The 14,810-nt window shown below is 49.9% G+C and carries 13 protein-coding genes; all 13 read left to right on the top strand.

Annotation, left to right across the window (positions count from 1 at the left end; genetic code table 11):
* Positions 1 to 4 precede the first annotated feature (4 nt).
* The 13 genes from C6Y40_RS04440 (at position 5) to C6Y40_RS25385 (ending at position 14,559) form a co-directional block, all read left to right on the top strand.
* On the top strand, positions 5 to 754 hold the full coding sequence (locus C6Y40_RS04440; RefSeq protein ID WP_105933537.1) for a protein phosphatase CheZ: 750 nt from the start codon (positions 5 to 7) through the stop codon (positions 752 to 754).
* 12 nt (positions 755 to 766) lie between these two features.
* Entirely contained in the window at positions 767 to 3,022 is a 2,256-nt protein-coding gene (locus tag C6Y40_RS04445) for a chemotaxis protein CheA (protein WP_105933538.1), read from the top strand.
* A 27-nt stretch (positions 3,023 to 3,049) separates the two neighbouring features.
* Positions 3,050 to 4,222 (top strand): protein-glutamate methylesterase/protein-glutamine glutaminase, encoded by a 1,173-nt coding sequence (locus C6Y40_RS04450; protein ID WP_105933539.1) that lies wholly within the window; start codon positions 3,050 to 3,052, stop codon positions 4,220 to 4,222.
* Between the two features lie 31 nt (positions 4,223 to 4,253).
* On the top strand, positions 4,254 to 5,021 hold the full coding sequence (locus tag C6Y40_RS04455; protein WP_105933540.1) for a ParA family protein: 768 nt from the start codon (positions 4,254 to 4,256) through the stop codon (positions 5,019 to 5,021).
* A 1-nt stretch (position 5,022) separates the two neighbouring features.
* Positions 5,023 to 5,775 carry a chemotaxis protein CheW gene (locus tag C6Y40_RS04460; RefSeq protein WP_105933541.1) on the top strand — a complete coding sequence of 251 codons (753 nt, stop codon included), beginning with the start codon at positions 5,023 to 5,025 and terminating at the stop codon, positions 5,773 to 5,775.
* 18 nt (positions 5,776 to 5,793) lie between these two features.
* Positions 5,794 to 6,282, top strand: coding sequence for a chemotaxis protein CheW (locus C6Y40_RS04465; RefSeq protein ID WP_105933542.1), 489 nt, complete (start codon positions 5,794 to 5,796; stop codon positions 6,280 to 6,282).
* Positions 6,283 to 6,306: 24 nt separating this feature from the next.
* Complete coding sequence (locus tag C6Y40_RS04470) at positions 6,307 to 6,723, top strand: DUF2802 domain-containing protein (RefSeq protein ID WP_105933543.1); 417 nt, start codon at positions 6,307 to 6,309, stop codon at positions 6,721 to 6,723.
* Between the two features lie 359 nt (positions 6,724 to 7,082).
* Entirely contained in the window at positions 7,083 to 8,021 is a 939-nt protein-coding gene (gene metA / locus C6Y40_RS04475; protein ID WP_105933544.1) for a homoserine O-acetyltransferase MetA, read from the top strand.
* Positions 8,022 to 8,024: 3 nt separating this feature from the next.
* Positions 8,025 to 9,080 carry a homocysteine S-methyltransferase family protein gene (locus tag C6Y40_RS04480; protein ID WP_146129492.1) on the top strand — a complete coding sequence of 352 codons (1,056 nt, stop codon included), beginning with the start codon at positions 8,025 to 8,027 and terminating at the stop codon, positions 9,078 to 9,080.
* Positions 9,081 to 9,089: 9 nt separating this feature from the next.
* Entirely contained in the window at positions 9,090 to 11,714 is a 2,625-nt protein-coding gene (metH, locus tag C6Y40_RS04485) for a methionine synthase (RefSeq protein ID WP_105933545.1), read from the top strand.
* Between the two features lie 5 nt (positions 11,715 to 11,719).
* Positions 11,720 to 12,310, top strand: a complete 591-nt coding sequence (locus C6Y40_RS04490) for a DUF938 domain-containing protein (protein ID WP_105933546.1) — start codon at positions 11,720 to 11,722, stop codon at positions 12,308 to 12,310.
* A 211-nt stretch (positions 12,311 to 12,521) separates the two neighbouring features.
* Positions 12,522 to 13,052 carry a PAS domain-containing protein gene (locus C6Y40_RS04495; protein ID WP_105933547.1) on the top strand — a complete coding sequence of 177 codons (531 nt, stop codon included), beginning with the start codon at positions 12,522 to 12,524 and terminating at the stop codon, positions 13,050 to 13,052.
* A 13-nt stretch (positions 13,053 to 13,065) separates the two neighbouring features.
* The gene (locus C6Y40_RS25385) at positions 13,066 to 14,559 is read left to right on the top strand and encodes a methyl-accepting chemotaxis protein (RefSeq protein ID WP_105933548.1); all 1,494 of its coding nucleotides are present in this window, start codon (positions 13,066 to 13,068) and stop codon (positions 14,557 to 14,559) included.
* Positions 14,560 to 14,810: the final 251 nt, after the last annotated feature.

Consider the following 14,810-nt stretch of genomic DNA (forward strand, 5'->3'; position numbering starts at 1 on the left):
CTGGATGACTGAAAATAAGAAAGTCCCCATTACGCTGGATGAAGCGAAGCAGTTGGTTACCTTTCTGGAAGAAGGTGATACCGATTCTGCTAATGCCCTGCTTGACGCTGTCACCATGAAAGAGTCTGTCGAATTATTCGCTGAGGTGGGTAAGCTTACCCGTCAGCTGCACGACTCATTAAATAATTTTCAATTGGATGAACGGATTGCCGGTTTGGCAAACGAAGATATCCCGGATGCGCAAACCCGATTAACCTACGTTATTGAAGAAACCGAAAAAGCGGCTAATACTACAATGGATGCTGTTGAACAGAGCATGTCGATTGTGGAAACCATGAAAGGGCAATTAGACAGTCTGATGCCTGAGTGGAAAAAATTAATGAACCGCGAAATCGAACTCGACGAATTTAAATCCATGTGTCTTGACCTGGATAAACATCTTGAGTCTTCGTTGACAGATGCCGATAAGATGATGGGGCTACTCACCGAAGTGCTGATGGCGCAAGGGTATCAGGACTTAACCGGTCAGGTTATCCGGCGCGTAATAGAGCTGGTTAAAGAAGTAGAAGACAGTCTGGTCCACATGCTTACTGTGTTCGGCGGAGCAGAAGTGACAAAAGCTGCCAAAACATCGCAGCCGAAGGTCGAAAAAGCAATTGTTGCTGAAGGGCCAATTATTGATGCCGAATCGCGCGACGATGTGGTGTCTGGCCAGGATGATGTGGATGACCTTTTATCCAGCCTGGGTTTTTAGGGGAGCGGATACATGTCTTTTGATGTCGATGAAGATATATTGCAGGATTTTCTGGTTGAAGCCGGAGAAATTCTTGAGCAACTCCAGGAGCAGTTAGTCGAGCTGGAGAACAATCCAGAGGATAAGGACCTTCTCAATGCTATATTCCGGGGCTATCACACGGTAAAAGGTGGTGCCGGATTTTTGTCACTGACCGAACTGGTCGAGATTTGCCACGGTGCGGAAAACGTTTTTGACGTCATGCGTAATGGTCAGCGCTCGTTAACACCAGAGTTAATGGATACCATCCTGCAGGCCACTGATGTCGTGGTTGATATGTTTGAAAAGGTCAAAATGCGCGAGCCGCTGGAAGCGGCTGATGCGACGCTGGTTGAAACCCTGCATAAACTCAGTAATCCCGAAACACCCGGAGAAAATATCTTTGGCGACACTCAGGAAGAAGCGCCCGTTGCCGAACCCGAACCTGTTGTAGAAGAAGAAACGTTCGAACTGGAAGAAGATACCGCTGCTACAGAAGACCCAGCAGAGCTGATTGAAGACATCACAGAAGATGAGTTTGAAGCGTTGCTGGATGAACTGCATGGCACCGGTGGAGCACCGGGCGCATCGGCCACTAAAGCGCCAGCTCCGGCTCCTACACCAACACCTGCGCCTACAGCCAGCAGTGGCGGTGAGGAAGACATTACCGACGATGAGTTTGAAGCGCTGCTCGATGAGTTACACGGTAAGGGCCAGTTTGGCGGCGAAGCTGCTGCACCTGCTACCCCGCCACCGGCCAGTCCGGCTCCGGCCGCAGAGTCGGCAGGCGATGAAGAAATCTCTGATGACGAATTTGAAGCCTTACTCGATCAATTACATGGGCAGGGTAAAGGTCCGGGTGTCGGCGCACCCAAAGAAGACAAACCGGCTGAGAAGCCTCGGGTAAAAGTCGAAAACACCAAACCAGAACCGGCTAAGGCAGAAGCGACTGCGGCAAAACCTGCCGCTAAAGCGCCTGCACCAGCGAAAGCTGAAAGTAAGCCGGCTACACCGGCTAAAGCGGCAGAACCAGCCGCTAAAAAAGAAGAGAAAAAAGCCGCGCCTACAGCGCCACAGCCAGAAACAACAGTACGGGTAGATACCCGCCGCCTTGACCAGATTATGAATATGGTTGGTGAGCTGGTGCTAGTGCGTAACCGACTGATTAGCCTGGGCATTAGCATTAACGATGAGTCAATGTCCAAGGCTATTGCTAATCTGGATGTTGTGACCGGCGACCTGCAGGGTGCTGTGATGCAAACGCGCATGCAGCCAATCAAGAAAGTATTTGGTCGCTTCCCCCGGGTGGTAAGGGATTTGGCGCGTAGCCTGAAGAAAGAAATTACTCTTGAACTGGAAGGCGAAGAAACCGATCTGGATAAAAACCTGGTAGAGGCACTGGCCGATCCGTTGGTTCACCTGGTGCGAAACTCAGTGGATCACGGTATCGAAATGCCCGATGACCGTCAGGCAGCCGGCAAACCCCGCATGGGTAAAGTTAAGTTGTCAGCGTCTCAGGAAGGGGATCATATCTTACTGGTCATCGAAGACGACGGTAAGGGGATGGACCCTGACAAGCTCAAAGACATTGCGATTTCCCGCGGCGTGCTCGATGCCGATGCGGCAGCGCGTATGTCAGATGTTGAAGCGTTTAATCTGATCTTTGCGCCAGGGTTTTCAACCAAAACGGAAATCAGTGACATCTCTGGCCGTGGCGTTGGTATGGACGTGGTGAAAACCAAGATCAACCAACTCAACGGTACCGTGAATATTGATTCACAGCTTGGTCGTGGTACCCGCCTTGAAATCAAGGTACCGCTGACGCTGGCGATTCTGCCAACACTGATGATCGTTTTAGGCAAACAGACCTTTGCGTTACCGCTGGGCGCAGTTAGCGAAATCATTAACATGGATATTAAAAAGACTAATACCGTTGATGGTCAGTTAACCATGATAGTGCGTTCTAAGGCGATCCCTTTGTTTTTCCTTGGCGAATGGCTGATCCGTGGCCCTAAAAATATTGAGCGCGACAAAGGTCACGTGGTTGTGGTGCAAATGGGTACCAAGCAGGTGGGCTTTGTGGTGGATGCCTTAATCGGTCAGGAAGAGGTGGTGATTAAACCGCTGGATGCCTTACTGCAAGGTACGCCTGGTATGGCCGGGGCAACCATTACCTCAGACGGTGGTATTGCACTGATTTTGGATATTCCGAGCCTGCTTAAGCGATACGCCCGCAAAGCGATCAAGTAACGGCGTAGAGAAGAGGATTGTTATTGAATGGCTTTTAAAGTCCTGGTTGTTGACGATTCCAGCTTTTATCGCCGTCGGGTCAAAGATATTCTGAACGAAGACCGATCACTGGAAGTGGTCGGTGAAGCCGCCAACGGGCGCGAAGCCGTAGAAAAAGTCAAATCGCTGCGTCCGGATGTGGTCACTATGGACGTAGAGATGCCGTTGATGGATGGCATTGAAGCGGTCAAGCGGATAATGGCCGAATGTCCGGTGTCGATTATCATGTTTTCTTCACTGACCCATGAAGGTGCTAAAGCCACGCTGGACGCACTGGAAGCCGGCGCGGTGGATTTTCTGCCCAAGCGTTTTGAGGATATCGCCAAAGATCGCAGTGATGCGGCAACGCTGTTAAGAACTAAAGTGCGCTTGCTGGCGCGCCGTGCTCCGGTTGCATCGCTTCGACCTCGGCCCACGCCGCGCCCCGGCAGTCTGCTGAAAAAAGCCCCGCCGGCACCCGCTAAACCGGCGCGACCGATGCCGTCTAATGCGCCCAAGTCGATCTTTGTCAGAAGTTCTACCCTGCTTAGTGGTAGTCAGGATGCCGCTGAACCGGTTGTGGTATCGCAGGTTCAACGCAGTGGCAAACGCTATCGGTGTCTGGCAATTGGTGCTTCAACCGGTGGCCCCGTTGCACTGCAAAAAGTGTTAACCCATTTACCTGCAAGGTTTCCTTTTCCGATCTTTTTGGTTCAGCATATGCCGGGTACCTTCACCCATGCGTTTGCAGAACGTTTGAATCAGCATTGTCAGATTCAGGTCAAAGAGGCTGAACACGGCGAGGTAGTGCAGGCGGGATGTGCCTATCTGGCGCCGGGCGGTAAGCAAATGGAAGTCGAAAAGCGCGCCGGTCATGCTTATATTGTGATCAAAGAGGTAAACTCTTCGGATATTGGTTACAAGCCCAGTGTGGATATCACCTTTAACAGCCTGTCACAAATTTATGGTGGCGATACCCTGGCGGTCATTCTGACCGGTATGGGGGCCGATGGCCGGGAAGGGTGCCGGACACTCAAGTCGCTCGGCGCGAAGGTCTGGGCGCAGGATAAAGACAGCAGCGTGGTGTATGGTATGCCACAGGCGGTAACGGTCGACAGACTTGCCGAAGTGAATATTGACATTAATGACATTGGTGAATGCATTAAAACCGAAATGTCCTGATCAATAATTACTGGCAGGCGGGAGAAAAGCGTTGAAAATTTGGACCATAGCCAATCAGAAAGGTGGCGTCGGTAAAACAACCACGACGGTCACTCTGGGAGGAATACTGGCAAAACGTGGCTATAACGTTTTACTGGTAGATATGGATCCCCATGCTTCGCTTAGTTATTACTTTGGTATTGATTCAGAAGAGCTTTCCAGCTCGGTATATGACATTTTTGCTAATCCTTCCGGTTTAAGTGACGATAAGGTACTGGATTGTTTATGTCCCAGTAAGCTAGACAGCCTGTTTATTTTGCCATCCACCATGGCTCTGGCTACCTTAGATCGGTCGCTGGGCAACCAGATTGGTATGGGGCTGGTACTGAAAAAGGCACTGCAACAAATTGAGTCGCAATTCGATTACGTGCTGATAGATTGTCCGCCGGTACTCGGTGTCCTTATGGTGAATGCGCTGGCGGCGTGTCAGAAAGTGATTGTGCCGGTGCAAACTGAGTTTTTAGCGCTGAAAGGGCTCGACAGAATGATGCATACGCTAAAAATTATGGGTAAAACCCTGTCCCGGGATTTTGATACAACCATAGTGCCGACCATGTTCGATCGGCGTATCAACGCGGCTATAGCAGCCCAAAAGCAATTGCTGCTGGACTACAAAGAACGGATTTGGAAAGGTATGATACCGGTGGATACCCGATTCCGCGACGCCAGCCAGATACAGGCGCCGGCGTCCATAGTGTATCCCAAAGCCCGTGGCGTGTTCGCTTACGAGAAACTACTCAACGTCCTGGATAGTGACTAATATGAGCAAAGATACACCGTTTGCTAAAGAAGAGGTGATGGAAGAATACCTCAGCAGTTTGTTACGCGATGCCGACGATCCGGCAGACGTAACGGCGCGCACCGCCAAACTGTTGGAAAAGGCAACGGTAGAGCTGACGCCGGAAGTACCGGAAGCGGCTCCTCCATCAGTAACCGAGCCGGTTGAAGCCGAACACGAAATTGTGGCTGAAGAAGTCATCGCTGAAGTGAAAGCGAGCGTTGAGGAGAAAGCCTCGGTACCGCCACCGGGAGTGCCTTTAAAACCCCTTGAAGAGCGTCTCGATAATGCTTTCCAGGCACTGTTTTTTGAAGTGGCTGGCTTAACGCTGGCTGTGCCACTGATCACTCTGGGCGGTATTCATAACCTGGCTAAGATTGGTCCGTTATTTGGTAAACCAGCCTGGTTTATGGGGGTAATGCTGCATCGGGAAGAAAAATTAAGCGTTGTGGATACCGCGCGTTGGGTTATGCCGGAAAAATACGACCAAACTCTGGCGGATAAGCTAAACTATCAGTATCTCATTATGTTAGGTGATAGTCCGTGGGGGTTAGCCAGCGAAAAACTGGTGAATACGGTGACCTTAAACAAGGACGACGTAAAATGGCGTCAGGCGAATGCAAAGCGTCCCTGGCTCGCCGGTATGGTAAAAGATAAAATGTGTGCATTGTTGGATGTTGATGAACTAATATCAATGCTGAATAACGGCTTGGGCAGTAAAGACCAGGTACTATAGTCAAGTGGAGCCAAGTGCATGAGTGATGACAGAAATAATAACGCAGGCAATGTCGACGATCAGGTATTGCAATGGGTAACCTATCGGTTAGGCGATGAAACCTACGGCATTAATGTAATGCAGGTGCAGGAAGTATTACGTTATTCTGAGATCGCTCCGGTACCTGGAGCCCCGGATTACGTGTTAGGTATTATTAACCTGCGTGGTAACGTCGTAACCGTTATTGATACCCGCGCCCGCTTCGGGCTACCGCCGGAAGAAGTCACCGATAACACCCGTGTGGTCATAATTGAGTCTGATGAACAGGTGGTGGGCATTCTGGTAGACAGTGTTGCCGAAGTGGTTTATCTCAAGTCTTCAGAAATCGACAGCGCGCCAAATGTCGGTACCGAAGAAAGTGCTAAATTTATCCAGGGTGTCAGTAATCGCGACGGTGAACTGCTTATTTTGGTTGATCTCAATAAACTTCTCAGCGATGAGGAATGGGACGAGCTAAGCAGTCTGTAAATATAACGGCCGTTCTTTCTTCACATGGAAGTTAATCTGTCTTTACTGATAGCCGTTGCTGCTTTATGCCTTTCGGTGCTCTTTACCATCGTCCTCTGGATTGTCAGTCGTCGCAGTAATGCACGACTGACCGAAGCGTTGGCTCAGCAACAACAGCAACTCAGCGCCCTTAAAAAGCAACTCCATATCAACGCCAGCACGCTTGAAGAGATTCAGGCGCGTAGCCTGGTGGTAGCCAAAAATACCGAACAAACCGAAGCGGCACTGGCCGCTTTGCAACAACAATTTATCGCGTTAGGCGAGCAGGATCCCGACAGTCGCCTGTATCAGCGTGCCGCTGAAATGATTCAGTCTGGTGCCAGTGCCGAGGAAGTCATGCATAACTGCGATCTGCCTCTAGCGGAAGTTCAGCTACTGATGAACATCCATCAGCCCAAATAGGCCTACCTGCTATCCCCAGAATGACAGTAACGGGAATATTGAAAACATCGAACGCATTGCCTTACAGGTAAATGGTGCCTTTGTTGCTGATGAGGACAGCGAAATTCTAATTGAACGCATTGATGTCGACTTTCCTTAACCCTATCTTAAGGCAATAAATTAAAGCCCCGTTGGTCGGGGCTTTTCATTGAATGCTGCAAATCCGGCCACATTCACCGGCAATGAGGCGAGAAATCACTTACACTTCGGGTAGCGCCGCTTTGGCTATAACTAAACGTTTAGACGTCTAGACGTAAAGATGTTGACATTGGTCGTACTTTAGCGACAATAGCTCCATAACCACATTGCCCGGAGTTGCCATGCCAATCAGGATCCCAGAAAATCTGCCCGCACAAAACGTGTTATTGGGTGAGAATATTTTCACCATGGATAGTCAGCGAGCGGCGAGTCAGGATATTCGCCCCATGGAAGTGGCTATTCTCAATTTGATGCCGAATAAAATTGAGACCGAAGTCCAATTATTAAGGCTACTTTCCAATACGCCGCTGCAAATCAACGTGGACTTAATCAGAATCAATGATTTAACGCCCAAACATACGCCTCAGTCGCATATGGACGCGTTTTATCATGACTTCACTGACGTCGCAGAAAAGCGTTACGATGGTTTGATTGTTACCGGCGCCCCTCTGGCACTGCTCAACTACGAGGATGTGAACTACTGGGATACCATGAAAACCATTCTGGAGTGGGCCAACCGCCACGTGCAGTCAACATTGTATTTATGTTGGGCCGCTCATGCTGCAATGTATCACTTTCATGGCATTCAGCGACAATTACGTGAAGAAAAACTGTCTGGTGTATTTCGCCATCGGGTTAACGATCCGCTTAACGAACTGTTACGGGGCTTCGACTCTGAATTCTATGCGCCGCACTCCCGCTATGGCTATATTGAGCCGGCTGAATACAACAGTATTCCCGGCCTCAGCGTGATTGCCGAATCGGAGCAAGCCGGGGCTTACGTAGTGGCGTCGGACGATAAGCGGATGGTATTTATCACCGGTCACCCGGAATATGATCCCGAGACGCTCAATGATGAATACGTTAGAGATCTTAACGCTGACTTAGAACCAAAAATTCCGTGTAACTATTATCCGGATGACGACCCCGGCAAGCCACCCGTGGTAAGATGGCGCGCACATGGTAGTTTGCTATTTACTAACTGGATAAACTATTACGTTTATCAGACAACGCCGTACGATTTAAATCAGTTGGTCGAGAAAGACCAGCGCAAGAGGTAGCACGTGAGCCGATACACAGACAAACAGATATTCGATTTGGCCGCCAACCGCATTCTGATCCTGGATGGTGCCATGGGTACCATGATCCAGCAACATAAGCTGGAAGAAGAAGACTACCGGGGGGAGCAGTACAAAGACTGGCATTGCGATATTAAAGGCAATAACGATCTGTTGGTGATCACCCAGCCTGACATTATTTACAATATTCACTGTCAGTATCTTGACGCCGGTGCGGATATCATCGAAACCAACACTTTTAACGCCACCACGATTTCGATGGCCGACTACGACATGCAGGCGATTTCAAGAGAAATCAATGTGGCAGCTGCGCAACTGGCCCGAAAGGCGTGCGATGAATTCACCGCGAAGAATCCGGACAAGCCACGGCTGGTAGCCGGTACCATCGGACCAACCAGCCGAACTGCGTCGATTTCTCCGGACGTAAACGATCCGGGTAAACGCAATGTCACTTTTGATCAACTGGTGGAAGCCTACAGTGAGAGTTGTGAAGCGCTTATTGAAGGCGGTTCCGATCTTATTCTGATTGAAACGATCTTTGATACGCTGAACGCTAAAGCTGCTGCTTTTGCGGTTGAAAGCGTTTTTGAAAAACTCAATCTGCGATTGCCCGTCATGATTTCCGGTACCATCACCGATGCCTCCGGGCGCACATTATCTGGTCAGACCGCCGAAGCGTTTTATTATTCCATGCGGCATATTAAACCGGTGTCATTTGGTCTCAACTGTGCGTTAGGGCCGGATTTGCTGCGCCAGTATGTGGAAGAAATCAGCAATGTGGCCGAATGCCTGGTATCGGCTCACCCCAATGCTGGCTTACCCAATGAGTTTGGTGAGTACGATATGGAAGGGCCTGAAATGGCTGAGCATATTAAGGAATGGGCTGAGTCCGGGTTGGTAAATATTGTTGGCGGTTGTTGTGGCAGTACGCCTGATCATATTCGCGACATCGCTAATGCGGTTGCCGGCGTACGGCCGCGTGAAATTGTTAAGCTTGAGCCGAAAATGCGTCTTTCCGGCTTAGAACCTTTCGTGCATTAAGGAATAGTTGTGTCTGCAGAGTTTTCCAGTTTTATAAATATCGGTGAGCGCACGAATGTCACCGGTTCCGCCAAATTTAAACGTCTTATTCTCGAAGGCGATTACGAAACGGCCCTCGACGTTGCCCGCCAACAGGTAGAAAACGGCGCGCAAATTATCGATATCAACATGGACGAAGCCATGTTGGATTCGGTTGAGGCCATGCAAACCTTCCTTAATCTGATTGCTTCGGAACCCGATATCAGCCGGGTGCCGATTATGATTGACTCATCAAAATGGGAAGTCATTGAGGCCGGTCTTAAATGCGTGCAGGGCAAGGCGATTGTTAACTCTATCAGCCTCAAGGAAGGTGAAGAGAACTTTATTTACCAGGCCAATCTGATCAAGCGTTACGGTGCGGCAACGGTAGTCATGGCGTTTGATGAAAAAGGCCAGGCCGATACCAAAGAGCGTAAGATTGAAATTTGTCAGCGCAGCTATCAGGTGCTGCTCGAAAAAGTCGGTTTTGCGCCGGAAGACATCATTTTCGATCCGAATATTTTTGCCGTGGCCACCGGGATTGAAGAACACGACAATTACGCGGTGGACTTTATTGAAGCGACCCGGGTGATTCGCCAAACCTGCCCCCATGTGCACGTATCTGGCGGTCTGTCTAATATCTCGTTTTCGTTTCGCGGTAATAATCCAGTGCGTGAAGCCATGCACTCGGTATTTTTATATCACGCCATCCGCGCTGGCCTGGATATGGCCATTGTTAACGCCGGTCAGCTGGAAGTGTACGATGAAATTCCAGCCGAACTGCGTGATGCGGTAGAGGACGTTATCCTTAACCGCCATAGCGAAGCTACCGATAAGCTGCTTGAGCTGGCCCCTAAGTATCAGGGCGATGGCAAAGCCGTGGTGAAAGAAGACCTCGCCTGGCGCGATCTGCCGGTTAATAAACGCTTGGAACATGCGCTGGTAAAAGGCATCACCGATTTTATCGAAGACGACACCGAAGCCGCTCGTCAGGCTGCGGATAAACCGCTGCACGTTATTGAAGGGCCGTTAATGGACGGCATGAACGTGGTAGGCGATCTGTTTGGTGAAGGTAAAATGTTCCTGCCACAAGTTGTTAAATCTGCCCGGGTAATGAAAAAAGCCGTGGCATACCTGCAACCTTACATCGAAGCCGAGAAGTCTGAAGATACCAAAAGTAACGGCAAGATCCTGTTGGCCACGGTAAAAGGCGATGTTCACGATATTGGTAAAAATATCGTAGGCGTAGTACTGCAGTGTAATAACTTTGAAGTCGTGGACATGGGCGTAATGGTGCCCTGTGCAGCCATTTTGCAAAAGGCCAAAGAAGAAAACGTCGATATGATTGGCCTGTCAGGGCTGATTACGCCGTCACTGGATGAGATGGTCCACGTGGCCAAAGAAATGGAACGGCTGGATTTTGATCTGCCGCTGCTGATTGGCGGTGCGACCACCTCCAAAGCTCATACCGCAGTGAAAATAGAGCAGAATTACCATGCGCCGGTGGCTTACGTACCCAATGCCAGCCGCGCGGTAGGCGTTTGCCAGAGACTGCTGAACAGAGAATCCCGCGATATCTACGCCAAAGAACTGGCTAAAGAATACGATATCGTACGCGATCAGCATGCACGCAAAAAGCCACGCTCCAAGCCGGTAACACTGGAAGAAGCCCGTGCTAACGCGCATGTGCCAGACTTTAGCGTGCCGCCGGTAACGCCGAACAAGCTCGGGGTAACCGCTGTTACAGCGGATATTGCCACCTTACGTAAGTACATCGACTGGACGCCGTTTTTCCTCACCTGGTCACTAGCTGGTAAATACCCGCGTATTCTTACCGACGAAGTGGTAGGTGAGCAGGCGCAGTCGTTATTTGATGATGCCAACGAGATGCTCGATAACCTGATTGCCAATGGCGGGCTGGGAGCAAAAGGTGTAGTGGGGTTATTTCCGGCCAATCGCCAGGATGACGACGTGGTGATTTACACCGATGAGTCACGAACAGAAACCCTGGGCGTGTCCCATCACTTGCGCCAGCAAACGCAAAAGCCTAAAGGGGCTAACTATTGCTTAAGCGATTTTGTGGCGCCAGCGGGTTCCGGTATCAAAGATTATATAGGTGCCTTTGCGGTAACCGGTGGTATCGGCGAAGATGAACTGGCTGCCCGGTATGATGCCCAGGGCGATGATTACAACGCTATTATGGTTAAGGCCGTGGCCGATCGGCTGGCCGAAGCCTTTGCCGAATATCTGCATGAGCGCGTACGTAAGGCGTTCTGGGGATATGCCCCGCAGGAGGACCTGGATAATGACGCGCTGATCCGTGAAAAGTATCAGGGTATCCGCCCTGCGCCCGGTTATGCGGCCTGCCCGGAACACACTGAGAAACAGCTAATCTGGGATTTACTCGACGCCGAAAAACATACCGGTATGACACTCACCGAAAGCTACGCCATGTGGCCGGGGGCTTCTGTTTCAGGCTGGTATTTCTCTCACCCTGAAGCCCGTTATTTTGCGGTGGCGAAAATTCAGCCGGATCAGCTGGAAAGTTATGCCGAGCGTAAAGGCTGGGATCGGCAAACAGCCGAAAAGTGGCTGGCGCCTAACCTCGGCGATTAACGTTTATGTCCAAGCCCTTTAGTCAGGCCTGTGAAAACAACAAAGCACCGATTTTAGCGGTGCTTCGTGATGCTTTTGAACAGGCCGGTAAAGTGCTGGAGATAGGCAGCGGTACCGGGCAACACGCGGTGCACTTTGCTGAGGGGTTGCCCCATCTGCACTGGCAAACCAGTGATGTGCCAGTACATCATGAGGGGATTAATGCCTGGGTTAACGAAGCAAATTTGCCAAATCTTGCCGCACCAATCCCGCTTCATATTGGCCAGGATAGCTTTCCCGAAAATGGCTTTGATGCGGTTTACTCAGCCAATACGGCGCACATTATGTTTGCTCATGAAGTTCAACAGATGATGGCGGGGATTGCTAAATTATTACCTGCTGGCGGTGTATTTTGTCAGTATGGCCCGTTCATTTATAAAAACGCTTTTTCCAGTGCCAGTAATGAAGCTTTTCATTACAGCTTGCTGGAGCGTGGACTCGGCGGCTATAAATCTATCGAAGAGTTATTGTCCTGGGTAGGCAATTCCATGCAACTGACTGATATAATTGACATGCCGGCCAACAACCTCTGTCTTATCTGGCGCAAACAGGGCTAATTGTTGCCAGGCGTCTCACGTTAATCTCATGCCCGATTAGTGCTTAAGGTTCAGGTTTCGCTGACGATATAATTAATATTGCGAAACGCCTGATATTAAACTAATTTTTTAAGTAAAGAATGCTGGCCGCATGCCCGTTGATGTCTTCAGGGTACTGGTCGGCGTCAGCCGTGGGCTATGAAGGCCAAAGGATAAAAGAAGTGAGAAGAATGTGATTGCAGTTTCTGCTAATACCAGAGAAGTAACCTTTTCTGCCGACGAACTTATCGTGAGTAAAACCGACTTACGCGGCAACCTGACTTACGCAAACCGGCACTTTATGCGGGTTTCTAACTTTGCTGAAAGTGAGTTGCTCGGCCAGCCACACAATATTATTCGTCATCCGGATATGCCCAGAGGCGTGTATCACGCAATGTGGAAAACCCTTAAATCCAAACACGAATTCTTTGGGTTTGTTAAAAACCTGACCTCCGATGGCAATTTTTACTGGGTATTTGCCAATGTCACACCTGACTTTAATAAGGGCAATGTAGAAGGCTTTTTCTCTGTTCGCCGCCAGGCGCCGAGAGCCGCACTGGCGGTTATTGAGCCGGTTTACCGTCAGATGCGGGAAATAGAACAGCGCAGTCGCAAAGAAACAGCGCCAACCGATTCCTGGAACTGGTTACAGGAGCACGTTAAAAGCGAGACCGGCCTGGGTTACGAAGAGTTTGTCATCGGACTCTACGAAGAGCACTGTTAAGGGAATGGCTATCATGAAAGAAAACACCAGTAACGTCAGTAAAAACATTCCCTTTTTATCGCAGAAGTTTTTAATAAACTGTGTGGTATTTATCGTGCTAACCGTTGTCCTGGCGGTGTATAGCATCATTGCTAACGGCGTAGGGTTCGTAAACGTGAGTTCGCCGATAATCGCCGTGGTGTTTGCTATATACGCTTATCGCGACCATCAGCGGCCCATTGATGCACTAAGCGCCATTCATCTAACCCTTAAAGAAGCGATTCAGGGCAATACGCACGTGCGGGTTACACAAACCCGTGGGCTAGGCGAAGTGGGTAAGGTGGCCTGGGAGCTCAACGACTTTCTTGATATCGTTGAAACGAATTTTAAAGAGCTGTCTAACAGTTTTGAACGGGCGGGCAAACGCCAGTTTTACCGCAAAGGCCTGGTAAAAGGCCTGCCGGGAGAATTTGCAGAGATCATGAACAACGTTAACGGTGCCATAGGCGCCATGGAAAAAGCTGATACCTTTGCCCGGCAAAATCGCCTTCTCAGCGAAATGCATCATCTTAATACCAGCAACCTGTTGGATAATCTCAAAGACAGTCAGAGTCAAATGGTCACGTTATCGGAGAAAATGGATGATGTACTCTCCATTGCCGGTGAGAGTAAACACGGCGCTGATCGCAGTTCTAAAACGGTAGGTGAGCTTAAGCTTTCCATCGAACAGGTTAATGAGCGCATGGTGTCAGTGGAAGAGACGGCCAATCTGTTAGCTCAGGAAAGTAGCCGCATTGCCGAAACCGTTAAACTGATAGGCGATATTGCTGAGCAAACTAACTTACTGGCCCTCAACGCCGCCATTGAGGCTGCCCGGGCCGGTGAAGTGGGACGGGGTTTTGCTGTGGTGGCAGATGAGGTTCGCCATCTGGCCGATCGTACCCGTAAATCCACCGAAGAAATCAGCGATATTATTTTTAACCTGACCGGCAAGATAGACACGATGGTGTCGCAAACGCTGGAAGTTGCGCAGAGCACCAAAGACATCGGTGATGAAGTCTCCAGTTTTCATACCAACTTTGAATCGGTAGCGAAAGCCGCCGACGATACCATTACGCTGATCGGCCAGACCAAAGACAGCTCATTTGCTTCACTGGTGAAACTCGACCATATCATTTACATGCAGAACGGTTACATCGCAATGGAGAATGATGCCGAAGGCAAAGAAGCCGATGCGGTAAAAGTTGACCATATGTCGTGCCGTTTAGGTAAATGGTACTTCGAAGGTATTGGTAAAGAGATGTTTAGCGGTCTCAATGCTTTCAAGGAGCTGGACAGCTATCATGCCGGCGTGCACCAGAATGTGCATAAAGCGATGGAATACGTCACCCAGGACTGGCTGCGCAGTGATGCTGTGTTTGATGGCATTATTCATCATATGAGTTTAGCTGAGCAAAACAGTTCACAGGTAATCAACTGTCTGACCAGGCTGGTGGATGAAAAACATCGGTCACCTGCAGTGCGCTAACGTGCTTAAATGCAGGTAAACAAGGCAAGCGTATTCGCTTGCCTTTTCTTTATGGTGCGCCGGGCATGGCGCGTAGTGCTTTAGCACTGTTCGACTCACTGTGGTGGTGAGTTGATGACTTGGAGGTGGAAGTCCTCTGCACACCCGGCAAGGGGAAGTGCTAGCCGAACGGCAAGGGTGTTCATCGTGAGGTGAAATCTGAAGGAAGCCGAAGGCAAAATGCTGGCCTGACGAACAGGAAGCGGTTTAGG

Origin of the sequence: Marisediminitalea alba (assembly GCF_002993365.1) — a bacterium.
Taxonomy (GTDB): Bacteria; Pseudomonadota; Gammaproteobacteria; order Enterobacterales; family Alteromonadaceae; genus Alteromonas; species Alteromonas alba.